20 protein-coding genes are annotated in these 24,761 nt (G+C 55.0%); 6 read left to right on the top strand and 14 right to left on the bottom strand.

The features are described from left to right. Positions 1-208: 208 nt before the first annotated feature. On the bottom strand, positions 209-1,588 hold the full coding sequence (locus tag ACXHRN_RS13235; protein ID WP_488641765.1) for a hypothetical protein: 1,380 nt from the start codon (positions 1,586-1,588) through the stop codon (positions 209-211). A 385-nt stretch (positions 1,589-1,973) separates the two neighbouring features. Between ACXHRN_RS13235 and ACXHRN_RS13240 the strand changes: the two genes are divergently transcribed. From ACXHRN_RS13240 to ACXHRN_RS13250, 3 genes are all read left to right on the top strand, one after another. Next, complete coding sequence (locus ACXHRN_RS13240; protein ID WP_488641766.1) at positions 1,974-3,158, top strand: glycosyltransferase family 4 protein; 1,185 nt, start codon at positions 1,974-1,976, stop codon at positions 3,156-3,158. A 23-nt stretch (positions 3,159-3,181) separates the two neighbouring features. Next, entirely contained in the window at positions 3,182-4,036 is an 855-nt protein-coding gene (locus ACXHRN_RS13245; protein ID WP_488641767.1) for a sulfotransferase family protein, read from the top strand. A gap of 805 nt (positions 4,037-4,841) precedes the next feature. After that, positions 4,842-5,111: a hypothetical protein gene (locus ACXHRN_RS13250; protein ID WP_488641768.1), complete on the top strand. Its 270-nt coding sequence runs from the start codon at positions 4,842-4,844 to the stop codon at positions 5,109-5,111. Positions 5,112-5,166: 55 nt separating this feature from the next. Here the strand turns inward: ACXHRN_RS13250 and ACXHRN_RS13255 are convergent, their stop codons facing one another. Both ACXHRN_RS13255 and ACXHRN_RS13260 read right to left on the bottom strand, forming a co-directional pair. Then, positions 5,167-6,186: an NAD-dependent epimerase/dehydratase family protein gene (locus ACXHRN_RS13255; RefSeq protein ID WP_488641769.1), complete on the bottom strand. Its 1,020-nt coding sequence runs from the start codon at positions 6,184-6,186 to the stop codon at positions 5,167-5,169. Further along, positions 6,183-7,496 (bottom strand): UDP-glucose dehydrogenase family protein, encoded by a 1,314-nt coding sequence (locus ACXHRN_RS13260; RefSeq protein WP_488636790.1) that lies wholly within the window; start codon positions 7,494-7,496, stop codon positions 6,183-6,185. The genes ACXHRN_RS13255 and ACXHRN_RS13260 overlap by 4 nt, the downstream gene beginning before the upstream one ends. A gap of 467 nt (positions 7,497-7,963) precedes the next feature. On the opposite strand from ACXHRN_RS13260, the gene ACXHRN_RS13265 reads away from it, so the two are divergent. Beyond that, entirely contained in the window at positions 7,964-9,538 is a 1,575-nt protein-coding gene (locus ACXHRN_RS13265; protein WP_488636791.1) for a GMC oxidoreductase, read from the top strand. Here ACXHRN_RS13265 and ACXHRN_RS13270 read toward each other — a convergent pair. From ACXHRN_RS13270 to ACXHRN_RS13305, 8 genes are all read right to left on the bottom strand, one after another. Continuing rightward, positions 9,514-10,440, bottom strand: a complete 927-nt coding sequence (locus tag ACXHRN_RS13270; RefSeq protein ID WP_488636792.1) for an NAD-dependent epimerase/dehydratase family protein — start codon at positions 10,438-10,440, stop codon at positions 9,514-9,516. The genes ACXHRN_RS13265 and ACXHRN_RS13270 overlap by 25 nt on opposite strands. A 10-nt stretch (positions 10,441-10,450) precedes the next feature. Then, complete coding sequence (locus ACXHRN_RS13275; RefSeq protein WP_488636793.1) at positions 10,451-11,419, bottom strand: ATP-grasp domain-containing protein; 969 nt, start codon at positions 11,417-11,419, stop codon at positions 10,451-10,453. Further along, on the bottom strand, positions 11,416-12,132 hold the full coding sequence (locus ACXHRN_RS13280; RefSeq protein ID WP_488636794.1) for a PHP domain-containing protein: 717 nt from the start codon (positions 12,130-12,132) through the stop codon (positions 11,416-11,418). The genes ACXHRN_RS13275 and ACXHRN_RS13280 overlap by 4 nt, the downstream gene beginning before the upstream one ends. Positions 12,133-12,134: 2 nt before the next feature. Continuing rightward, entirely contained in the window at positions 12,135-13,325 is a 1,191-nt protein-coding gene (locus ACXHRN_RS13285) for a DegT/DnrJ/EryC1/StrS family aminotransferase (protein WP_488636795.1), read from the bottom strand. 35 nt (positions 13,326-13,360) lie between these two features. Next, positions 13,361-14,047 carry a PIG-L deacetylase family protein gene (locus ACXHRN_RS13290; protein ID WP_488636796.1) on the bottom strand — a complete coding sequence of 229 codons (687 nt, stop codon included), beginning with the start codon at positions 14,045-14,047 and terminating at the stop codon, positions 13,361-13,363. After that, positions 14,047-14,955 (bottom strand): methionyl-tRNA formyltransferase, encoded by a 909-nt coding sequence (locus ACXHRN_RS13295; protein WP_488636797.1) that lies wholly within the window; start codon positions 14,953-14,955, stop codon positions 14,047-14,049. Before ACXHRN_RS13295 ends, ACXHRN_RS13290 begins: the two co-directional genes overlap by 1 nt. Before the next feature lie 11 nt (positions 14,956-14,966). Beyond that, positions 14,967-15,641 carry a sugar transferase gene (locus ACXHRN_RS13300; protein ID WP_488641898.1) on the bottom strand — a complete coding sequence of 225 codons (675 nt, stop codon included), beginning with the start codon at positions 15,639-15,641 and terminating at the stop codon, positions 14,967-14,969. Between the two features lie 115 nt (positions 15,642-15,756). Beyond that, on the bottom strand, positions 15,757-17,028 hold the full coding sequence (locus tag ACXHRN_RS13305) for a polysaccharide biosynthesis/export family protein (RefSeq protein WP_488636798.1): 1,272 nt from the start codon (positions 17,026-17,028) through the stop codon (positions 15,757-15,759). A gap of 189 nt (positions 17,029-17,217) precedes the next feature. Here ACXHRN_RS13305 and ACXHRN_RS13310 point away from each other — a divergent pair, with 189 nt between their 5' ends. Then, entirely contained in the window at positions 17,218-18,597 is a 1,380-nt protein-coding gene (locus ACXHRN_RS13310) for a lipopolysaccharide biosynthesis protein (protein WP_488636799.1), read from the top strand. Positions 18,598-18,599: 2 nt separating this feature from the next. Here the strand turns inward: ACXHRN_RS13310 and ACXHRN_RS13315 are convergent, their stop codons facing one another. Continuing rightward, a complete protein-coding gene (locus tag ACXHRN_RS13315) occupies positions 18,600-20,846 on the bottom strand; it encodes a GumC family protein (protein ID WP_488636800.1) in 2,247 nt (748 codons plus the stop codon). Positions 20,847-21,085: 239 nt separating this feature from the next. On the opposite strand from ACXHRN_RS13315, the gene ACXHRN_RS13320 reads away from it, so the two are divergent. Continuing rightward, positions 21,086-22,399 carry an O-antigen ligase family protein gene (locus ACXHRN_RS13320; RefSeq protein WP_488636801.1) on the top strand — a complete coding sequence of 438 codons (1,314 nt, stop codon included), beginning with the start codon at positions 21,086-21,088 and terminating at the stop codon, positions 22,397-22,399. Here ACXHRN_RS13320 and ACXHRN_RS13325 read toward each other — a convergent pair. Both ACXHRN_RS13325 and ACXHRN_RS13330 read right to left on the bottom strand, forming a co-directional pair. Further along, entirely contained in the window at positions 22,391-23,605 is a 1,215-nt protein-coding gene (locus tag ACXHRN_RS13325) for a glycosyltransferase family 4 protein (protein ID WP_488636802.1), read from the bottom strand. The two genes, ACXHRN_RS13320 and ACXHRN_RS13325, sit on opposite strands and share 9 nt — an antisense overlap. Continuing rightward, a complete protein-coding gene (locus ACXHRN_RS13330; RefSeq protein ID WP_488636803.1) occupies positions 23,602-24,759 on the bottom strand; it encodes a glycosyltransferase in 1,158 nt (385 codons plus the stop codon). The genes ACXHRN_RS13325 and ACXHRN_RS13330 overlap by 4 nt, the downstream gene beginning before the upstream one ends. Positions 24,760-24,761 lie beyond the last annotated feature (2 nt).

Raw genomic sequence — 24,761 nt, forward strand, 5'->3', positions numbered from 1 at the left:
ATCTATCAATTATCCAATTTAACCAACTATTTATTTAATCGCAAGTGAATATACTGATGTACCCTACAATTGGAAAATTTTGCCCATCCTACAAGATTTGGAATTCAGGCGACGGAAACAACCCGTTCGTAACGAGGGGCCGCGCTGCTCTTATGAATTGGCCAGGAGAGACGCATGGGCGGTGTATGCCTGTAGCCGACATCAACCTTCAGCCCGGCTGCAAACCCGCGATACGCTGTTCGGAAAGCCGCTGCATCACCTGATCGAAGTTTGACCAACCATCACCATTCGAATCCTCCCAGGTGTCTTTGGTGCCGAGCTTCGCACCGAATTCAGTCTCCATACTATCCGGCATGCCGTCTTCATCGGCGTCGACATAGGCAGTGCCGGATTCTATCGGCGGAAGCTCTCCAGGCGCCTTGACCATCGCGCCATCGCCTTTCTCTCCCACGGCACCGATCCCTTCGATAAACCTGGCGTCAACGGCATCTCGGGGGAAGGCGCCCGAATTCTTGCGCACGTCCGCATATGCTTCGAGGGCTGTTTCAGTCTTGTCCACCGACAGGGGGCACGGAGGCTCCTTGACAAGAAATTGTTCCGTGTCCTCTGCGATCAGAACAATATTTTTAGACGCTGGACTCCATACCTCGTTGTCGCGTTGATATATCTGCGGTCCGTCCATGCTTAAGGTGTCGTTCCAGTTGATCGCGTATGTCGTGCCGTCGGTGCTCGGCCCCGCTTTGAAATAGTTTCCCACAAACGAGATCGGCGTTCCGCCCGGAAATTGCGAGAACACCTCGCCCCATTCCGACATCGCATTGAAGAAGATGTTGTTGATGATGTCGATGCAGGAGCCGCCGTAGTGATTGTCGTCTGGATTTCGATCGCGGTTTGAAATGCACCCGTTCTTCCAGAAGGTGATTTTCTGTGGGATTCTCGGATCCGAGCCCAGTAGCGCGCATTTGCTGTGCTTGTTCAAGCCCTCACCGAAGAGCGAGTAAGCTACCGTCAGGTCCGTCGTGTTTGCGTGGGAATTGAAATTTTCGTCTGTGGCCCAGGATCCGGAAATATGATCCACATATACCCTGGTGCTGCTTTCGACCGTGAGCGCATCGACATTTCTCACCGAATTGGGGAAGCGCGGCCGGATCCTGATGTGGCGGATGATAACATCGCTCGCCTTTTTGACGATGAGCGGCGTATGAATCTTTCTCTCGTTGACCTCATCGATCGTGATCAATATTCCGCCGCCCGGCGCGGTTTGCCCCAAAACGGAAAGGAAGCTGTTAGGCCCGAGTATCATGATCGGTGTTCTGAGGTGGATCACGCCGCCGACCCTGAACACGCAGTTTCGCGGTCCATGCCCTTCGGCACAGTCACGAAAACTTCCGGGGCCGCTGTCGGACAGATTGGTCACCTCAATAATCGCACCATCGCGACCGCCTTGGCTGAACTTCCCATGGCCTTGAGCGCCTGGAAATGAAAGTACTTCAGCCTCAGCTCCCAATACTGCTGAAACCGAAGCAAATACCATCAACAATATTGCAACCAGGTAACGAAAAATTTCATTGCTACGCAGGATACTCATAGAGGACGCCCTGATAGTGCTCGAAGTGCAATGACACAGGCAGCGATCACTTGCATGCATCGCTGGCGACCCTAGTATAGTATGGTTTTTGCAGCGTTCAACACAAATGATAATTCGATATATTAATACTGCGTCATAGCACAGTATGTATCGCTATGAAACGTACACGCCGGGTCGCATGGTGCGATTGCCGCATTTTGTGTCACGACCCTTAGAATAGCAGCAGGTCCGGAACTTATCATTGACTTTCGGCAGCCAGCGAAATCATGATGAGCCAAGAGTTTTCTTTTCTGTAAGCGCCGCTTACGAAAACGCCCGATTGCCAGTTCACGGAACTGGTAAATCGATGCGCGACATCGCTAAACGGCATAGAGGATAGAACTGCGTGAAAACCGAGCCAATCGTAGTAGCGTTTCCGTTTATTGGTGACGAAATTGGCGGCAGCCACATATCCGCCATCAATCTCATTGCCGGTCTGGACCCTGCCAAAGTTCGGCCGCTCATTGTTCTCCATCAATCAGACGGCGTACTTTCGCGATATCTGGTGGAGCGCGCCATACCCTTCGTGACCGCTCCCCGTAGCCGGGTTTTAGTTCCACGTCATCGTTCCCCCAAGGACGGTCGGATCGTGATGGCACTCGACTATGTCGCCTCGCTGCCCCGATTGGTTCGCTTTCTGAAGCAACACCACGTCGAGATCGTACATACCAACGATGGCCAGATTCATGCCACATGGGCAATCCCGGCGCGACTCGCCGGGGCAAAGCTTCTCTGGCACCACCGCGGAGACCCGATGGCGCGTGGCGCCAATTTTCTTGCTCCGATTCTGGCGAACCATATTCTAACGGTTTCGAGGTTTGCACGTCCGAGTCGACCGATCATGCCGACCAAATCCAAGGTCACGGTCCTCCACAGTCCTTTTGATCATCCGTCTTCCATTCCAAACCGGGATCAGTGCCGCTTGTTGCTGATACGGGAACTTGGTTTGACAGACGATGCGCGTTTCGTGGGTTATTTCGGTGTCCTGAATGAACGCAAGCGGCCGCTAAAATTCGTAGAAGTGATCGCATCATATCGTGATCAGTTTCCTGATCCCCCGTTGCATGGCCTATTGTTTGGAATACCAGAGCCTAGCGGGCCGCCGCTGGATGAGGCCGTTGCCGCAAGAGCGCAGGCACTGGGGGTTGCTGACCGAATTCACCTCATGGGGTTCCGATCGCCGATCGCTCCTCTCATGTGCGGGGTCGAGGCTTTGCTGGTGCCCGCCGTGAATGAGCCCTTCGGCCGAACGTTGATAGAAGCGATGCTCTTCGGGACACCCGTGATCGCCACGGATCATGGCGGCAACGCCGAAGCTATCACCGATGGTGTCAACGGGTATCTGGTTCCCCCGGAAATCCCTGAAGCGTTCGTTGCCCCCCTCCACCGCCTCCTGTCCGACGCCGCCGAATGGAAGCGCATCAGTGAAACCGCCCAAAAGCAAGCGCTCTGCCACTATGGGGTAGACGCGCATATAAAAGGTGTCATGAATATATATGGAGAGCTGGCAAGATCTTCCGCGGCAAGATGATACCTGACAACAGGGGATAGCCCATGCAGCATTTGCAGGAGATTGATTTTCTTATTATCGGCGCGGCAAAGAGCGCCACAACCTGGTTGCAGCAGTCCCTTCAACAGCAGCCCGGCGTCTACATGCCCGATCCCGAGATCCACTATTTCAGCCGCCACTATGAAAAGGGCGCAGCCTGGTATTTATCGCATTTCGAAAGCAGCGCCGACCCGAAGCTGGTAGGGGAAAAGTCGAACTCCTACATGGACACCCGGGAGGCGGCATCCCGCATCCGAGAGGATTTGCCGAATGTCCGGCTAATCGCCCAGCTCCGCAATCCGATCGAGCGCGCCTACTCCGACTATTGCATGCTCTATCGCCGGGGAGAAGTTGGCAAGGACATCGTCCAATATCTCGATCCCCGGAATGGCGGCGGTGGCAGATTCCTTAATGGTGGGCTTTATTACGACCAGCTCCGCGGCTACCTGGATCTTTTCCCGACCGAACGGCTCCTCGTCCTGCTTTACGAAAACATCAAGACGGAGCCTCAAAAGCAACTGGATGTGGTACAGGCCTTCCTAGGACTAGATAACAGTCTGAAAGTGCCACCAGTCACTGAAAAGGTGAAAGACAAAACGGAGGCAGTCGTCGGCCCTGAACTGCGCAAAGTGCTAGCTCCATTGAAATCCATGGTGCGCCCTTTCCGCCAGAGCACGCTCTTTAAGAATGCGCGCGCGCTCATCGCGCAGGAGCCTGAATACGCGCCGCTCAGCGATGATCTGCGTGGGCGTCTGGTAGACTACTATACGCCGCAAGTGGAGAAGCTAGGCTCGATTGTTCAGCAGGATCTTTCCGGCTGGCTGCGACACGTCACGCCTTCTCGCCATATCGATGCCTGAGCGACAAGGACGAAGCGGGATCGCTGGAGAAGCGCGAGGGGTATTTCTGATGGATATCGCAAGCGCTAGCGACATCTTCGGCGATATGAATGCTGAGTGCATCTCCATACGCTGGGCCACCAACCCGCCGAAATGGCAATGGTGATCGAAGCCTGCTTGATGGACTGTGCGCCATAATCCGCACCCGGATGTTCGCTTGACATAACTGATCTGGCCAGCTTGCGCCGCTGTTTCGAACAGACTGCCGTGTTGCGTTGTAATCCGTTCTATCGCCGGGAAGTGCGACCTACTCAAGCTTGAGCACAGAGACATTTTAATCATTAACAGGAAGCGCTAAAAAAGCAGTGTAGAGCATTAACTGCCAGTTGACGCTTGAATCGACTCATCGCATGGTGACGACAGAATTTGTCGTTTATCTGCAACAGTCAGGTAAAGAATACCCTTGGGGCGAGAGGGTAATGTGGAGAAAGGGAATCTTTCTCCTGCAAGTATAGGCGGAAGCCCTTACTCGAACATTTAGTACTAAGCATTGCAGTAAGTGACCGATTGGGGAAATCAGCAAAACAGCGTGTTGGCGTTGCATTGCCCGTGAAGCAATGCCGGGTCGAACGAAAACATAAGCGGCTTCAGAGCACAGGCGGGATTTCTCGCGCCTGAGGTATCTACATGTGCACGGCCGCAAGCTTCGCGCAACCTTGTTGCGCCATTCCTTGGCGGAATGACATTAAACCCGTTTCGATAATTGGGGATATCCTTCCCAACCGAGTAGGGGTTGGGAACCATTGGTTTACCTGGAGAATGCCAGATGTTAGCTCGTGAAAAGGGTTTTGCAGACAAGCATTCGAAGCCCCTTCTGCGGCGGGCGCAATTGATGAGTAACGAGCACGATTTTCTGAGAGTTGGTGAGGCTTACCAGTCCAAACGCACTGGGCGTCGTCTGACAATCCTAGCCATTGAAAGCGAGCGTATTTACTACAGCGTCGAGGGTTTCAAAACCATCGCCCCATTGTTTTTGCCGAAGGATAAATTCCTGCATTTGATTGGCCACGATGAAACCGACAGGGGCGGTTCGTGATCTCGGGACAGCGCGTAAAGCAGCTCGACATTCCTCGCAGTTGAGCGCCGCTAATTTAAAGATCGATTTCGGCCCTGATGTCCTTGTACCACCGCGTGAACTCGGCAATTCCCGTCCGCAGGTCAGTCTTCGGAATGTACCCGGTCAGTGCGTTCAGCAAGTCCGGTGCAGCAAACGTTCTCGGAACATCACCCTTCTGCATGGGCAGCATCTTATGATGCGTTTTCTTTCCGAGCGTCTCCTCCAGTATCGCCACAAAATCCATTAGTTGCTGCGGCTGGCCTCCCCCGATGTTGACGACCCGGTACGGGGCGACTGCCGACAAAGTCTCCACACCGCTCGGGTTGGTGACGCGGTTTGTTTCATTCGGAATGATATCCGCCAGCCGAACTATTCCCTCAATCAGATCGTCGATATAGGTGAAATCGCGGCTCATCTTACCTTCGCCATAGATTTCGATTTCCCGACCCTCGAGAATGGCCTTTGCGAATTTGAACAGTGCCATGTCGGGGCGCCCCCAAGGACCGTACACTGTGAAGAACCGGAACACAGTGGTTGGTACTTTGTGGAGATGCGACTGCGAATGCGCCATCACCTCCATGGCCTTCTTGGTCGCAGCATAGATTGTCATGGGCTCATCCGCCCGGTCCGTTTCGCGGAACGGTATAGTGTCGTTGGATCCGTAAACGGACGACGTTGACGCAAGCAGCAGATGCTTGCAACCGACTCGGCGCGCCAGTTCGAGAATGTTCCAGGACCCGATCAAATTGGACTCGATATAGACGTCCGGATTTTCGAGGCTGTAACGAACACCAGCTTGGGCCGCCAAATGGACGATCACAGCGGGTTGGCAGGCCCCAATAGCATCCTCCAATCGCGCTCGATCTTCGAGCATGGCAACATGATTAACGAATGTAGGGAACTGATTTAGGGCGGCACACCGCGCCTGCTTCAATCGCACATCGTAGTATGGGGTCATCCCGTCGTAGCCGGAAACGATATGGCCGGATTCGAGGAGCCGTCTGGCAAGATGAAAACCGATGAAGCCAGCGGTTCCGGTGATGAAGTACTTCATGTTGTCGCGCCCCTGCCAATGCCGACGTAGCTAAAGCCAAGCGCCTGCACCTGTTCGCTTTTATAGACGTTTCTCAGATCAACCAGCACAGGGCTTTTCATCACTCTCTTGAGGCGCAGGAAATCCAATGCTCGGAAGGCGTCCCATTCGGTGACGATCACTATGGCGTCCGCATCGGCGGCGATGTCATAGACGCTCGTTCCGTAAGAAACATCGTTGAGCTGGCTTCTGGCTGCCTCCATCCCTTCAGGATCATAAGCGAAAATCTTCGCACCGCCATCTTGAAGCGCCTGAATTATCGAGAGGGACGGAGACTCGCGCATATCATCCGTGTTTGGCTTGAAGGTGAGACCAAGAATGGCAATCTTCTTGTCGCGCACGCTACCGTCGCAAGCTGCCACAACCTTCCGAGCCATCGCACGCTTGCGTTTGTCATTGAAGCTGACCGTTGCTTCTATAAGACCAAGAGAAATGTCGTTGTCTTGCGCCGTCTTCACCAAGGCAAGCGTGTCCTTGGGGAAGCACGAGCCGCCATAACCGGGTCCGGCGTGTAAGAACTTGTCGCCGATCCGCTTGTCGAGCCCGATCCCCTTCGCTACTTTCTGAACATCGGCACCGACCTTCTCGCAAAGATCCGCGATCTCGTTGATGAACGTGATTTTCATGGCGAGGAAGGCATTGCCGGCATACTTGATGAGTTCCGACGTCCGCCGCTCACAGACCAAGATCGGAGACTCGTTAAGGTAGAGAGGACGATAGACTTCGCGCATGATTTCGGCAGCGCGTTCGCTGCTGGTGCCGATCACAATACGATCAGGGCGCTTGAAATCCGAGATCGCGGCACCCTCGCGCAGGAATTCCGGATTCGACACAACATCAATTTCGGCATTCGGATTAACTCGTTTGACTATCCTTTCGACCTCATCACAAGTCCCAACCGGGACGGTGGACTTCGTAACAATCACGGTGTAGCCGGTCGAGGCTCGTGCAACCTCTTCAGCCGCCGCGTAGACGTATGCCAGGTCAGCATGACCATCGCCACGCCGGGAGGGGGTACCGACTGCAATGAAAATGACATCGGCATCCCTGACCGCTTCTTCGAGATCGAGGGAAAACCGCAACCTGCCGGAAGCCACGTTGCTTTGTACGATTGCAGCCAGGCCTGGCTCATAGATCGGCATGATGCCCTTGTTCAGTGCTTCGATCTTTGTCGCAACCTTGTCCACGCAGACCACATCGTGGCCGAAATCTGCAAAACATGCCCCTGATACGAGGCCAACATAACCTGAGCCGATCATCACTAGGCGCATGTGGAATCCCTTCGTTCGTTGATATGCAATGCCAACTGTCGATGCACCTCAGTACATCATGCATTTGGTGCAAGAGTATATTATAAAACAGCGAGAACCAATCTTCTGTCTGCGTTTCAGCCGTCGGGTTAACAGGAGAATCCTTGCATTTCTGAGCCGGATAAGCAGCCTCGTCAAACGTAAGCAGACCAGTAGCTATGTTTGCAAACGCGCCGGATTGAGCATTATCGAGTGCTTCGTGGCGTCCCGCAGCAGATTTTGGTGATCTTTCACATCCGCTTACAATGACACGTTGCCGTCAACCAGAATGAATGAGGTCAAGTAGAGCTTGACAGCGCGGAATATCCGAGAATTAGTCAATATGGGTGGAATCTGATACTGCGCTTCAGCGCAGCAAAATATCCTTATAGTTGGCCAGCGCGGAAGAACTTGCTGGTTTTTGCGCGACATCGTGGGAGGCGTTGGGCATGGCGATTATCGTCGGCAGGGACGTGCCAGCCGTCATGTGTTTCGATATTTGTGTCATAGGTGCCGGCGCCAGCGGATTGACGATCGCCTCGAACTTCCTTCATACGCGGAAAGTTGGCATCCTCGAGAGCGGTGGCCTAGCCGACAGACCACTTGCCTCCGAGGGAGGAGAAGAACCTCAGACTGGTATGCCCTATGCACCCCTTTCTACGAGCCGACTTAAGGGTTTCGGAGGAAGCACACAAGCACTTGGCTGGGGAGGGTTGTGCAAGCCGCTTGATCCTGCGGACTTTGCAGACAGACCATGGGTAGAAAACAGTGGTTGGCCGTTTGATTCCGGCCATTTGAAGCCCTACTACGAACGGGCGCGAGAAACGCTTGGTATTGGTGAAATAGACGCCCTTGCCAAGCGCCAATGCATCTTTCCAGATCGCTCCAGGCTCATATCGTCCGACAATTTAGAGCTCTGCAGACACTACCGACTGGGGCGTCACATGAAGCAGCCGGTCGCAGCCTCTTCTTGCGTCACAGTGATGACGAAAGTGACCGTACTGAATCTGGAATTTGACAGCACGGGAACGAGCATTCGAGCTGCGGTCTGCGTCGATGCCGCAGACCGGCGATTTCATGTTGTCGCAAAGGCTTTCGTGCTCGCCGCCGGCGGCATCGAAAATGCCAGACTCCTTTTGCTCACCAGCGAGGCCGCAAGGCGTCCGCAAGGGCTTGTCGGACGCTATTTCATGGATCACCCGCGCTTTACCATAGGCACGTTAACACCTGCCGACGGCAACATTAGAAACGTATTGGCACGTTTCGACCGTATTCGCACCGCACGCCGCCAACGTGTCGTACGGCGGCTCAAACTGGAAAAGGAGCACCGTTTCCGCGTGCGAGGTTTGACGCTGCCCTTCGAAATCCAGGAATCAGAGAAGCTACTCAACCACAGAGCTTGGGTTGAACCTTGTTACGTTGGGCAGGATTCGACCACACTGGAGCAACTTCGGCTGTCATTGCTCGACTATCGAGATCAATCAATCCTCAGCGGGAAGGCATTCGGACTAAGCTGGTTGTTGAAAAGCATGAGTTGGACAAAGGCCATGCACATTGTCCGGCCGCAGCCGCTGGTCAGAGCATTCCGCCTGCATCACATCATCGAGCCGGAGCCTTATGAGAAAAGCGCGGTTTCCTTGTCGTCGACGAGAGACCGGCATGGTTTGCCCTTGGCATCGCTGTCATGGCATTTGTCCAATTTCACTCTGGAGAGTCTTCGGCGAACGATCAGCATTTTCCAGCGCGAATTCAAGCATTCGGGACTTGGATACCTGGAGGTTAGACCTGAGGAATGGGAGCAGCTCGAAAAGCCGATGTGGACATGGCATCACATGGGCACGACCCGGATGCATGTGGATCCAGAGAAGGGCGTCGTCGATGCCAACTGCAAAGTTCACGGCGTCGGCAATCTTTTTGTGGCTGGCAGCTCGGTTTTCCCGACGGTGGGAAACGATACACCAACGATAACCATAGTCGCTCTTGCACACCGTCTGTCGGATTATCTATTGAAGTTCCTGATCTGACCGGTTTCACGCCAGGCGGCAAGACCTTCTTCCAGCCGTCGCGGTCTGAACGATAGTTGAGCCGAAGCCTTGGCTATATCGAGCGCAGCAAACCCATGTCTCTCCCGAGCGCCTTCCACGACAATCATATCCATGCCGGAACTGATGGTATGCGCGACGATTTGAGCTGCCTCAAGCGATGAGCGCGCTTCCCCGGTGCCAACGTTGAACACACCGGACGCCCTGACTTCAACAGCACGATAGGCAAGCGCCACGACGTCATCCACATAGACGAAGTCGACGCAGTAGGAGCCGCCGTCCATGACCGTCACGGTTTCGTTCCGGGACAATCGTGTAATATAGGTCGGCAGCATGCCTTTGCCATGCATGCCGGGACCATAAACCGAGGCCAGTCGCAAGACCGTCGCAGTGAGAGCTCGATCGCTGCAAAGTGCCTGTACGCAAAGTTCTCCTGCGAGCTTGCTAGCAAGATAATAGGTCGCTCGGTGCGCGGGATATGTAGGAGAATCTTCTGCCGCCAAACTTTGGCCGGGCGCATAAACCTGTCCCGAGCTGAAATAAATGAAATGGCCTATCCCTTGATCTGCCGCCTGTGCCGCCAGATGCAAAGCACCGATCGCATTCAACTCAAAGCATGGTTGAGCATGCCTGGGATCGATAAAATTTGGCGGAATGAACGCTGCGAGATGACAGACGGCGTCCACCTCTCCCAAATCTGGCAAAGCAGCACCGAACTGCCAGGCCTTTACGGACAGACCTGGTCGCTCGAGATGCACCATTGCCTCGGTATTCCGAACCAACGCCACGACCTCGGTCCCTCGTGCAAGCGCCAGGTCGACCAGTCGCGATCCGATAAAGCCGGTCGCGCCGGTAATCGCAATCCGCTTTACACCATTGTTCATCTCATCGGCCTCAGGCTTTTATGATCTCGTCGGGCTGCAAAACAGTTTCCGACCAGTGCCGGAGAATGGTCACTGGCGAGATGACCGGCTGCACGACAGGCTCGCCATAAAGGATATGCCGAATGCACATTTCGACTTCGTTGAACCCCGCGTGAACCCGCACCCCGGTGGTGCCGGAAAAGCGCCCGTTGATCTCGAATATACGTGGCACGCCTTCGTCGAGACGAAATTGGAAGTTGGCCGGCCCGTAAGCCTGAAGCGCGTTGGCGACTGTCTCTACGAACGTGTTCAACTCACCATGGGTTTCGGCGAAGGCGCGATAGGTATTGCCGTCCCGCAGATCGCGCCGCATGACGATCGACGCGTCGCAACGCCCGTTAAAGGTAATCGTTCCTGCAGTATACTCCGTTGCGTCGCTTCCGACATATTTCTGGATGACGATATCGGGCTGCTCGCGAATGGCGCGCTGCAACTGATCCATATTACGGATGACGCTGAAGCCGATCGATCTGGCACCGACGCGGGGCTTGACGATCAACGGAAAACCGACTGCAGCGATCAAAGCATCCTCGTCTCCGGGCAAGCAAGATGGAACGTGGCCAAGGCCCCGCTGTTCCAGGAACACGGCGGTCAGCCATTTGTCATCGGCGGTTGCAACGACGTCCGGCGAGCTGACGATGACATGCGTGTCGAAATCGTGCTCGATGGATTGTCGGTTTGCCGCCAGAATGTGAAGCTCGACATCGGTTCCGGGGATGACGACATCAGGACGTTCGATGCCGATCAACTCCCTCAGCCGATCAAGATACGACGGCTCCTTTGCCATTGGAAGGAGATGCCCCCGCTCGCCCCAATAGAGACCCGCCGATAGAGGATTTGGATCTGCCGTGACGATCCTTGCCTCAAGCGTCGATCGCTTCAATGCCCTGATAATGCCCTGCCCAAGCAGCGCGCCTGCGCCGGTGATGAAAATCTTCAAGGCTGACCAATCCCCATTTGCAAAAGCGTATCGCGGCATTTCGCCAGTTCATCGAGGTGATGGGCGTCAGAGCCAATCGAGACGATCGGATCGATCTCCCGGCACAATGAGATGAACCGATCCATGTTGACGAGATAGGATGAGTTGATCTCTATCGCGATTCCGCGCTCAAGCGTGGCGCGCATCATCTCGCGGAAATAGTGCTCAGGAAATGCACCGTGCCGACGCTGATACATGCCGCCGGGATGTCCCAGAACATCGATGGGGGCATGCCGGATCATTCCCATGGAAAGACGAAATTCGATATCTGCGGTCTCCTCGGCCGAGAGATTCTTGAAGTCGAGATATCCCCCTGCCCCATCCGGGAAACGGTGCACGACACCCAAGACAATGTCACTCGCCTTCAATATGTCGTCGTTGATGTCGAGCGTGCCGTTCTCGTCCATGGCCTTGGTCTCAGACCCGACATAGACTTTCATAGCGGGCTGCAGCTGTGAGACATCGCGTATCTCGTCGACAAATCCCGCAAACCAATCCGTGTCCTTGCGGACGTGTTCCGTAAAGGCAATTGCCCCAAGGCGGCGATCCGATGCAACCTGGAGGATTTCGTGCGAAGCCGCTTTGCCGTCGGTCCAGGTGGTGTGCACCTGATACTCAACATTGACGGATACGGGTGTAAGCTCGCTAAAGCGACTGAAGACTGGTTTTACCATGCTCAGGTGCCCACCCTCGACAGGACGGGTACGTCAAGCGTTGCGTCCTCGATGACTCTCCGAAGCACGGCTCCGTTGCGCCCCGCCGTTGCCTCGTCGATGGTCGGATCGGTCAACAAGGCGATACTGGTTTCGCCAAGCTGTTTGGCGACGGGCAGTCGCTCCTTGGGAGTCAGACCCAGATCGACAAAGCACTTTTCAAGATACATCTCCGAACAGCTGCCGGTGAAGCAGGGAACACCTGCTGCATTCACCTCGGCAACAATCCGGTCACGGCTCCACTCACTCTTCAGCTGTTCAGGCCGGACGAATGTGTAGAAGCGATACCATGCGTGCCGATAATGTCGCGAAGGCATGGGTGTGCGAAGTGCCGGTAGATCGACTATGGCGCGTCCCAGAATCTCTGCGTTGCGCGAGCGTATCTTGTGCCATTCGCTGAGCCTTTCCAATTGGCGCAGCCCAAGAACTGCCTGGATCGAGGTCATGCGCCAGTTGGTTCCGATCGATTCATGCAGCCAACGGAAACCAGCTAGATGAGGCTTATTAAAGACAGTGTCGTAGGATTTGCCGTGATCCTTTCGGCTCCAGGCCCTTTCCCAGAGGCGATCGTCGTTCATGGAAATCAAGCCTCCTTCCCCACCCGTCGTGATAATCTTGTCCTGGCAGAAAGAGAAAGCGGCGATATCGCCGAAACTTCCAACCGGTCTTCCGTCGATTTCCGCACCATGGGCCTGTGCGCAATCCTCGATGACCCATAGGCCATGCCTGGCGGCCAGTGCCATTATCTCCGGCATGTCGCACGGCCAGCCGGCCAGATGCACGACGATAATTCCTTTCGTGCGTGGCGAGAGCTTCGCCTCGATGGTGGCCGCGCTGATGTTCTGGCTATCTGGCTCCACGTCAGCAAAAATCGGCACGCCGCCGCTGAATGGCACACATGCTCCGGAAGCCACGAAGCTGCGCGGCGTCACGATCACCTCGTCACCGGGCGCCATTCCGAGCGCGTAAAGGGCCAAGTCGAGCGCGACCGTGCCGTTTGCAAGCGCAATGGCATGGCGATTGCCAAGATAGCGCGCATAGGCCTGCTCGAAAGTCTTCACATGCGGTCCGGTCCAGGAGTTGACCTCTCCCGAACGCAGGACTGCGACTACATCTTCGATTTGCTGCTCGTCATAAACAGGCCAACGTGCCATTTTCCTGCTTCCTTGTGTTACTTGATCTTGATCCGTCAACACACATGGCGGATCAGCACAAACGCCTCTGCCGCCTCTTTCAGAACCGTCGCCCCGCGGAGAACCGACAAGGCGCGCAAGGTCGCAAGCGACCTCTCATGGGGTGGATCGCGAAGCTGCGACGCGAAACACTGCATCGCAGCCAACTTGGACTCAATGTACGCTGAAATATCGACGAAGACGTTCGGGGTGAACGCCGGGGTAAGATATGGCGCGTTCCAGTTGGTCTCGGAAAGCGTTTCATAAGCGAGGATCAGTTCTGGATAGCCTTCATGATGCGGCCTCGAGGCCACCAGCACGGAGGTGAAGATCAACTGATGATCCACGTGCATATCGCCGATGAAGGGCATAATCACGGTTTTGGGCCTGAGCCGCGAGATAATATCGAGAAGGGCAGCGTTCACAGTCGAAACGGCAGTCTCCGACAGAGCCGCCGCCGGCAATCCCAGCCAGAAGGTCTCCGTCACTCCCAGCAGCGCGTGCGCCTGACGAGCCTCTGCCTGCACGCTCTCGACCAGTTCGTGCGAAAACGCGGGGGCCTTACCCTCGGTCACGACAGCCACGTAGACTTCGTTGCCCGCAGATGCCAGCCGGGCAATCGTCCCGCCAACACCCAGCACCTCATCGTCCGGGTGAGGCGCAATCACCAAGGTTCGGCCAAACATTTCCGGCGAAAAGGCCATCAACTTCTCCCTAGAACAGCATGGCGCGCGGGCTTTTTGCCGTCCCACGACTTCCAGGCCAGAACTTCGATACAGGCGCCATCACCGCATCGCACCACAAATCCCTCTTCAGTAAAAGTCTGGATTTGGCCCACCATTCCGATATAGCGGCCACCATCGGGAAAATAGCGCGCGGCACCAATGACCAGACGCCCGCCCCGGTCGAGTGTGAAGGCGCCGGGATAAGGGTCGCCGGCTGCTCTTATCAGAGCCAGTACGTCACGGGCCGTCTCGCGCCAATCGATGATCCCATCTTCGGGCCCCCGGCGGGCGCAATAGCTCGCATCGTGATCCTCCTGCCGTTGCCGGTTGGGATTTCCGGAGGAAAACTGCGAAATCACGCTCGGCAGCAGGATCCGAATGGACTCCATTTGCTTGTCGTAAAGCGACCGCGCGGTTTCATCCTCATCAACGGTGAAAACCCTTTGGGCTAGGATGTCGCCGGTATCGATGCCATCATCGAGCCAAAAGAAGGTCGAGCCGCTCGTTGCCTGGCGCGTGAGTATCGTCCAGGGAATGACCGCGCGTCCCCGTAACCGCGGCAACGCGGACGGATGAAAGCCTACGCAGCCAAGCCTGGCGACGTCGCGAAATGCCCGCCTGCAAACTTGCGACCAACCAACGACCAGGATCAGATCAGGCATCTGTTCCGTCAGCAATGCCAGGGTTTCCGCGCGGTTGATATCCGCTGAATGAATGATGGAAACTCCCGCCTTCCGTGCAGGTCCCGAAAAATCCACTGCATCCGAATGACGAGTGAGCACTTCGGGCGGCAACGTAACGATCGCACATGGCGGTGCACCGATCTGGACCAGCGTCTTGAACGCCACCTCTGTCGACTCTACGGCTCCGACCAAAACAATCCGCATCCGGAGCGCTCTCAGCTTTGACTGTTGACTGAAGCGGTACGTCTGTGGAGATGGGCGAGAGCATCCTCTATATTCGCCACATTGAGCTTCTCGCCCTTCACCAACGTCCTTAAAGTGAGGGCGACGATCTGAACGTCCAACATGACGCTGTGATGGTCGACATACCACACATCCAGGGCCAGCTTCTGTTCGTTCGAGAGGAGGGTATTTCCATTTACCTGCGCCCAACCCGTCATCCCCGGCCTGACCGAACACCTGATCTCACCAGGCTCACCAGAGCCAAGCAAAGTGGCTAACGGCAGCGGCCGCGGCCCAATGAAGGACATATCTCCACGCAGTACTGCAAAAAGTTGCGGCAGTTCATCGAGCCGGTACCTTCGCAAAAATTTAGTCAGCGGCGTTTGACGCTGGTTGTCAGGCAGCAGATTCCCACTTTGATCGCGCGCATCGGTCATTGTCCGAAACTTCGCGGTCTGAAAAGCCGTCATCGCCCTTCCCGCCCGCTCCTGTCGGAACAGAAGCGGAGGACCAAGGGCAAGTCCCACTACCAACGCCGTAAACAAGATTAACGGGAGGCAAACCACCAATACGCACACAGCCAGTACGATATCGAGTAGCCTCTTCAGCAAAGTCGATGGGGCAATGTCTGCCCGCTCAACCCTCTTTGCGCCACACTCCATGTCCATAGAACTCAACTTCAAGCCCTCGTCAGTAGACCGCGATCTCAGTGACAGGTTAATGCTAGGAGCATGCTCGGATACCGGAGACGATAAATGCGGGGCCCGCTTCCGCCTTTTAAATCTACAGTCCGGCAATCGAAACCATCAGTACATCTCCCGGTCTGACTTCGGAAAGCACATCAGCCTTGATTGCTTGCCGCTTGCCTTCGGCCTCCCGGCGGATAAGATAGTTGTAGGAGATCGTATTCTTCTTTGACTCCTCTGCTGCAACCGTTGCCAACAGGAAAAACTGCTCTTCTGCGGCATGCCGCGTCGTAATAAGCTTTTTGATTGCGATCTCGCGTTCCTGAAGGAGTTGCAGGATGTTGTTCTCCCGATCGGCCGTAAGTTTTGCAAGTTGGAGCCGAAGAGCGCCAAGGTCTCGCCTCGATCGTGACATCTCTGCATAGATCTCCAGAAGACGAGCCTTTTCATTCGCCGCAGCTCCCTTGGCGCGCAGCAACTCGGTAACTGTGTTCAGCTTGCGGTCGCGCAAATCTTGAACTCGGGTAAGGTCCTGATCATTCAAGTCCACGACTGTCTTTTGCTGCTGTGCCAACTGGTCTAGAATTTTGCTCTGATTTTCACCCTCAACAATACCTTGAGTAAGTATTTCTGCCTGAGATTTATTGGTTTGGCGATCTGTATCAAGTATTTTCTGCTCTATTTCAATAACAGAACGGAGAGAGGCATTCTGCACATACTTCTTGGCGTCTTCGGGCACGTCGTTGAGATCGACCTTCTCCTTCCCGCTCAACTGCGCAAGAAGTCGAGCGGCATAGACAGCCTCGTGTGCGATCTCCACATCTGCTCCATCCATATCGCCACGCAGACGTGCACGGGTGAGAACCCGGTCTGACGCATTATTGACAGCCGTTTGAAATCCCCCAGCGAGGCCGACTGCCTGTTCGACAGTCAAGCCGGGAAAGTATGCGAACGAGCCGGGAGTTTTGACCTCACCAAGAACGAATATCGGACGAAAGGTCGTCACATTGAGTGCAATTCTGGGATTATTGATTATTTCACCGTCCTTGTAAGCTGCTCTCAGCTTGGACAGCGCTTCAGAAATGGTGAGATCGGCAATCCGAACTGCACCTACCAAGGGGAATTGCACGTCACCATCGGACGTAACCGTTAGCGTGACCGGGAGTTCGGCATCGTCGAGAAAATCGAATGTCAGGACATCGCCGGGAGATATTCGGTAGTCATCCGCGCCCGCGAACGCACTCATCGGCGTGCACCACACAGCGAAAAACAATGCCAACAGGAACATGCAAGCAGGGACAACCGAAAGAATCCTGCGCTCGGCTACAGCTGGATTTCCCACATCAAATCCTCGACCTTGAGTAAGCATTTTAACTCTATATTCTCGGTCCCGGCTTCATTATCAGTTGGACGGGGAATTTTGACAATAGCCGAAAAATAATAAATCTTACACGCGGTTACCACGCGTTATTTTGCTGCTATATTGGCCGCATAACTAGTGGGAACTCAATACTCGAATACTTACGAGTGCGGCACCGCCGAAAGGACGCGTCTGATATTGTTCACACGCATCAAAACAAAACTGGAGAAATACCTTCAGAAGTGGCGTGCCCAGAAGGAGTTGTCCGTCCGACTGAAGAGTATCGCGCATCTTCTGACCGGCAATTTCACGAGTTCGTTTATTGGTCTGGCGGCCTTTGCTCTTACGGCGCGGGCGCTCGGGCCAACCGACTACGGGATTCTGGCCCTGTGCTTCGCGTTCGCCCGGGCGGTCGAACGACTTGTCAGTTTTCAGTCATGGCAACCATTGATCAAGTTCGGTGCCGCGGCCCTGGATGACGAGAGGATCGATGATCTACGCCAGTTGCTGAAGTTCGGACTGCTTCTTGATATCGGAGCGGCCGCGCTCGCCTGGGCAGTGGCGGTGGTCTTGATCCTCTTTGCCGCACCTTTGATAGGCGTTGGCGCAGCGACAAGTAACTACGCGTTGATTTACTGCACGGTCCTGCTTTTTCAGATCTCGGGGATGTCGACGGCGACCCTGAGGCTCTACGGCCGCTACTCGGCACTCGCCTATAGCCAGGTTATCGGAAGCATTATCCGCGTCATCCTTTCAGCAATCGGCATCGCCCTCTCCTGGGGACTTTTCGAGTTCACATTGATCTGGATGGGCATGCAAATTCTCAGTTCGATGAGCATGACGCTGCTCGCTTTTGCTGAATTGCGCAGGCAGCGCGTCAGCAATATTCTCGCGGCCCCTCTGGAGGGAATTACCCGGCGTTTTCCCGGCCTATGGCGGTTTGCGTTGTCGGCCAACGTTTCGCTGACTATCCGTTCAAGTGCAAGTGAACTCGACACCCTACTCGTCGGCTACCTCGCTGATCCTGCATCTGCAGGGCTTTACCACATTGCCAAAAGGATCGGTCGCATAGCGCAGCAAGCCGGCGTCCAGGTTCAAGCGGTCGTCTACCCCGAACTGGCGAAACTGTGGGCCGCGCGTGCCATCGAGAAGTTCCGGAAAGTCGTTCGCGACACTGAATTTATGTTGCTCGCCTGCGGGCTCGTTCTCGTAGTATTCGTTTACGCGACCATCAAGCCCCTGTTGCTGTGGACGGCCGGCGCGGATTTCATGGCGGCGGCACCTCTCGTCACCGTGCAGGCCTTCGCCGTGTCGATGACGCTCTGCGGAACCGTGATGCGCTCGGCGCTATTGTCGATGGGACTGGAAAGCGCAGTCTTGAGGGGCGTTTTGATATCGACTGCCGGCTTTCACATAACTGCAATCAGCCTTATCCCATGGATCGGGGCGATGGGTGCAAACATCGCCCATATCGTCATGGCGTTCATCTGGATGACAATGATGATGTTCAACTATCGCAAAGCCATTCGACAAAGCTGGCAAAGCCGGCAACTCGCCGACCAAGATGAATTGGCCTGAGTCTATGCAGCTGGAGCGCTTGCCTGTTGCGGCGTCTTTGGCTTGCTTTTCCTGAAAGCGATCCGCCCTGCCTTGGGCTTTCCATAGCAGTTCATGACGCTGCCTATCAGCAGCGCGTTGTTGAGATTGAAGCGCCCTACTGCATCAGCCAAACGCCTTTGCTTCGTCCGACCTGCCGAAGCGACAACCAAGATGGAATCGACGTAGGATGAAAGCCAAATGGCATCGTCGGTTTGTTCGATCGACGGTGTGTCCACGATTACCAGATCGTAGTTGTCCTTTAGAGAACGGAAGAACCGCTCGTAGTCCTGCAAGGCCAGGCGAGCGACGATGGTTTCCAGGAACGGGTAGTTGGGTGAAACGCTTACGACGTCCTTGAATTCTCCAATGCCATTCAAGAACTTGTCGAGCACACCCTCCTTGATCTTGACGCCGGCAACGCTCGCTGCTCCGCGTGCCGAAGGATCCATGTCGACGACAAGCGTGCGCAAGCCGTTCGACTTGGCGACCGCCGCCATTGAGAGACAGAGCGTCGTCTTGCCGTCGCCTGCCGATGTCGAGGCAAACATGAGGATTTTACCACCCGGGGAATTGTCGATCGTCCGCCAGGCAAGACACAGACTGCGTATGGCCTTGGCAAACGGAGAATCCGGGAAACGCAGCATGACTGCATAGGGATCGGATGACGGGTAGCGACCTTTCCTGTAATTCGGAAGGGTCAAGAGATTAGGCCTGCTCAACAATTCTTCGATCGCAGCGGGCCTGTGAATGCGATCGTCCAGGGCATCGACAATTATCATCAACAGAAAGGCCAGAATTGCTGATCCGACAATCCCCGAAGCGATGACGAAGACCGGTTCAGGAAAGGAAGGTCGCACCGGCACTTCTGCGAATGAGGCCACTGTGGCTGTAGCCTTGACCTCTTGTTGCTCGGGGTTGAGCGTATTCAGACGCAGGACCACGGCGTCATATCGCTTCTGCTCGCTCAACAGATCGCGCTCGAGTTCGCGTCTGCGGATCTCTGCGAGGTTGCGGCCCTTCATCCGTTCTTGCAATATATTGACTTCGTTTTCGAACTTGTTCACGCGAACAGAAGCAACCTTCGCCGTGTTCTCGAGCTCAAGGAGGATTCGTCTTGCTTCGTCGTCAATCATGCTCCGATTTGAAGTCAGTTCTGCATCCGCATCCATGACAAGGGGATGATTTCTTCCAAATTTGGAAACAAGCTGCGCACGCAAACGTTCCAATCGCGCCTCTTCGGTCCGCAGGCTCGTGAGCAGTTCCGATGTGACGACCTTTCCCACACCATCCTCTCCGGTCAATTGCAGCCGCTGCTTTACCTCTGCCACTTTTGCCTGGGCGCCAGCCTCATCCACACGGGCGAGAGTAAATTGCTCGTTGAGTTGCTCCATGCGTGCGCGCAGGAGATCGTCCTTGGGCTCGAATGTAAGATCGCTCACCGCGGTAAATGCCGCAATCTCCCGCTCCTTGGTTGCGATGGTCAAAGCGCTCTGACGCGCCTGCTGCTGCAGATATTTGACGGTGTCGTCGGTTGCGATCTCTTTGAGATGTGATGTCCAATTAACGTATCGCTGAGCAATTGCGTCCGCAATCAAGGCCGCTTTTACAGGGTCGGGTTGATCGACCTTGATCGACATCGCGAGGCTCTCGCCCTTTCGATCCACTGTGAAAGTGTTGAGCAAAGTGCTTATCGCGCGGTCCCGCTGGGCGTTCTGGGAGACAACACGTTTGTCGCGGAACGCTTCACTCTTTCCAAAGATCGCACCCGTAAGGCTCTTCCACCTGGAGCGTAACCAGCTTTCACTTGGGACCTCGACCGGCGGCAAATAGGTGTTGTAAAACGGATCCTCAGTGAGCTTAAGGGCGTCCACAACGATCCCGACAAACACGCGCGAGCGGATGATGTCGAGTTCGGTTTCCATGGCAGATTTGTCGCGTTCCTGCTTCTGCGCTTCGACAACCGCCTCGTAGGGGCGCGTATCGTTGCGATCGAACACGATAGCCGATGTCGCCGAGTAAATTTCGGTAAGCGACATCAACACGATTAGTGAAAGCAGGGTGCCGAGGATGACGAAGCTTGCGATAAAATGCCGGTAGCGAACGATCAGCTGCCACGTATCGGAAACGCCATAAGAGCGCGCAACATGAGTTGCCTGTGGCGCAATTCCGCTATTGAACTGATTGCGCATCAAAAGGGCATCATTCAGGCGCTCAGACGTAAGCATCATGCCTCCAAACAGCCGTTCTCCTCATCTTCCCGATGAAGGCCAAGCAGATCGTGATCTGAAACCAGCCACTACCTTGGCGTCGAAACAGCCCAAGAGTCAAAGCATAAAGTGTGCATTTTCTAAACTTGACGTGATATTGTCTAGTATCGTTAATTCAAAACGCTCATATACGATCGCAAGACGTTGTCCGTCGATCAACGACGACTTTGGACGATACATCCAAAGTCAATGAGGGCAAAATGTATCAAGACAACCAGAGCCGCAAACATTTTGATACGCCCTGGCCCTATCCCGGGATGACCAATACGTCGGCAAATCAATCGCTATCAAAGAGCAATCTCTACGAAAAGATCGAATTCGCGGTCACCGCCGGCGCGGTCTTCTTTTCGCCGGTGAATGTACTCAGGCTTCCATACTTCTATTTTACATTTAGCGACGCGTTGGCTTGCATATCGCTGTTTATGTTGCTCGTACAAGGCCGCGTGTCTAGAAAGCCGATAGGCCCGATCAGCACCTTTTTTTGGGTCGTGGGCCTGACGATGTTGCTTTTGACACTGCTGCTCAGCAGCATGATCAATGGGGACGCTTTCCGCGGCCTTGTGTATATCCTGCAATACTTCTTCGCATATCTGGTAATGCTTGTTGTCATAGCCGGAAAGACAGAAAAGCAGTTGGTCATATTAGCTAAATTCTATCTTCTCGCTGTGTTTATCATGTGCCTTCACGGCGTTTACTTAATTCACTTCGATGGGCGGACCAACACGGCTTTCGTGACCGGCAACGGTCGCTTTACAGGATTCGTAGAACGCGAGAACGAATGTGCAGCGGTTATTGCGCTTTCGGTACCCTTGCTGCTTCTACTTTGCAGCACGGGCAAATCTTCGAAGCTGGCACTGCTATGGCTTGTGGTCATGGGTTACGGGGTCATGTTGACCGGGTCGAATACGGGGTTGGCATCGCTTGGGTTCGCTGTTGGAGCGTTTGCGCTGTTGGCGTTCAATTGGAAATTCATGCTGGCCTCAGGAACGGCGCTCATCGCACTGCTTCTTTCGATCGATCGCTGGGGGCGTGACTACCTCCCGGCAATATTTCAAAAAAGAGTGCTGGGCGCATTGGAAACCGGTGACATCGGACAAGCTGGAACTTTTGATCACAGGCTTGACCTTATCTATGAAGCCATCCATCGCGCCAATTCGACCATCCTGCTCGGTCTGGGCGCGGACCAGTATGCGGTGCTGAGCTTCTTGTCGCAACCTGTCCATAATCTCTATCTCTTGCTCTGGACCGAGGGCGGCATCTTTTGCATGATCGGCTTCATAATCATGATTCTGGCGGGGATAGGCCCGGCAATCAGCGTCTGGAATCAAGTCGGCGGGCGGCCTTACGCTGCGTGCGCCATAAGTACGGTTGCTCTGTTTCTTATGGCTGTGAATGCGTTTGCCAGCGTGTACGGTCGCTTCTGGTCGGTCCCGGTAATCCTCGCGGTAGCGCTCTGCTATGCCCACGTTTCTCAGGTCGAGCGAGCGAAGTACGATCGCGTCCCCTTACGCTAAGCCCATCTTTGCCAGCAGCAATCGATTCACGCGGTGGACATCGAATTTCAGTTCGGCAATGCGCCGCGACTTTTGTCCCATCGTCTGCGCCAAAGAGAAATTCTGTGCGAATTGGAGCATGGCCTCGGCGAGATCTCGAGGACTTTGCGGCGCCACCAGAAAGCCGTTCACGCCGCTCTCCACCGTATCGCTGCATCCTGGGAGGTTTGTCGTGATAACAGCTCTGCCGGTCGACAAAGCCTCCAGGATGCTGCGCGGGATGCCTTCCCTGTAGTATGAGGGCAAGACAAAGACGCTGCAGTCGGCCAAGTAGGGGCGCACGTCGCGGGTTTCGCCGAGATAGTTGATAATCCCCTCCTCGACCCAGGCTTGAATTTGTTCGGCAGAGATAGCGGCAGGGTTTGGATCGAAAGGGCCGAGAAGTCGAAATTCAGCGTCCGGAAACCGCTGCTTCACCATCCGCGCCGCTTCCACGTAGTCCATGATGCCTTTGTCTTTCAGCAACCGGGCGATGAGCAGAAAAACCGGCTTTTCGCTCGTCACCTTTTTGAAGGGAAAGCGTTCAATATCAACACCGGATCCGGGAACGAGTTGCAGGCGAGAGTTGTCTTTCAGCATACGATAACGTCGAATGTCTTCCGCATCGGCGTCATTATAGGCGAAGACGATCTGCGCAGACGAGAAGGCGACCCTGTAGAGCGCGACGCTAACCGCACGAACCATCCGGCCCTTGAGAGTGCTACCGCCAGCGTCTGAGAAAACATGTCCCAATCCCGTAACGAGGAAGCTGCGCTGGCGAATTCCCGCTATTCTTGCAGCTATGCCACCGTAGATTATAGGCTTCATTGTATACGGAATGATCGCGTCCGGTCGAAGTCGACGGAGTTGACGTATGAGAAACCACAAAGTCGACAAATCTTCCATAGGGTTGAGACCAGCCCGCGACATTGGCATCGGCACAAAATCGACACCGATAAGTGCAAGATCCGCCTTCACGACGGGATCATCCTCAGGGCCAAATGCGGTTACCGCATGGCCATGCTCGACGAGCCGTTTTAGCAGTTCCAAACGAAAGTTCGTCAGTGACGGTGTGTAGCTGGCAATCACCACTATTTTTCTCGGCTCATGCCGCGCTACCGTTTGCGCGCGGGCAACGACGGTTTCGACTTTTTCTGCGGAGTGTTCCGATCCATCGACATTGCTCATCTCGCCCCTCCTGGCCGAGTTCGCTCATCAATCGCCGCCTCATAAAGGCGGATATGGCTTTCCGTATATTTTTGAAGCGAAAAATTCTGGAGAACTCGGGCTCTCGCGGCAGCACCAAGTTCTCGACGGTCGGTGTCGGTCATATTCACGATGTTGCGGACGAGAGCCGTCTGCTCTTCAAGATCATCTGGCTTCGCAACCATCTTCGGGTCACCGACCAGCCAATCGCAGTCACCTACATCGGTCACGACAGCCGGCACGCCGCACGCCATCGCTTCACCGACCGAGAGCGGAAATGCCTCCCCCCAGGCAGAGGAAAGAAAGAAAACATCGATGCCCGGAAGTACCTCGGCGATATCAGAGCGCAGGCCAGGTGTCGTCAAATAGTCGCTGACTCCAAGGTCACGGGCCGTTTGGCGTGCAACCCCCTCCTCATGACCGTCCCCAATGATCAGGCCATGCACATCGCAGCCGTCCTTGCGCAACAGGGCGAGAGTACGAACAAATCCCTCATGGTTTTTCATGGGGTGCGCCCGCGCGACATTGCCGATGATCAGGCGGGAATTGGGTATGCCGAACATGGCTCGCAGCCGAGCGTGGGCATCGGCTCTGGGACGAAACTCCTCGCAATCAATTCCGTTCGGTATCACAACGCGCTTGGACGGATCGAAACCCAGTTTCTCGTGCTGGTCGGCAGAGGCCCGGGAGCAATAGGAAATTGCGAACGTGCGGCCGGACAGCCGCGCTGACAGCTGGATCATAAGACGTGTCAGTCTCTTCTCCGCTCTTACATCGTCAACCGAGTGGTGCACGCTCCAAATAACCGGTTGCCGACGATCCAGGAAGGCTCCGAGGGAGGCAACAACATTTCCGTGATACATCCAGCCATGAAGCACATCGGCATTGCCCCTTCTCACAGCGGGCCGCAAGCACAGGGCTGCGCGGACGGAGGGTCGCGCCTTTTCCATATCAAGGGTATCGATGGGCACCTTGTCCTCGGCGAATAAGGCCGCAGCAGACCCCGGCGGCATCAGCGACAATACGCGGGGCGTGAAATTGGTGCAAAGCAGGCTTCGCGCGAACCGGGCAAGCATGAGTTCGGCGCCGCCTATGTTTAGGTCCGTTATGCAGTTGAGCACCTGATACTTTTGCAACG

The organism is Shinella sp. OV683 (assembly GCF_057787725.1).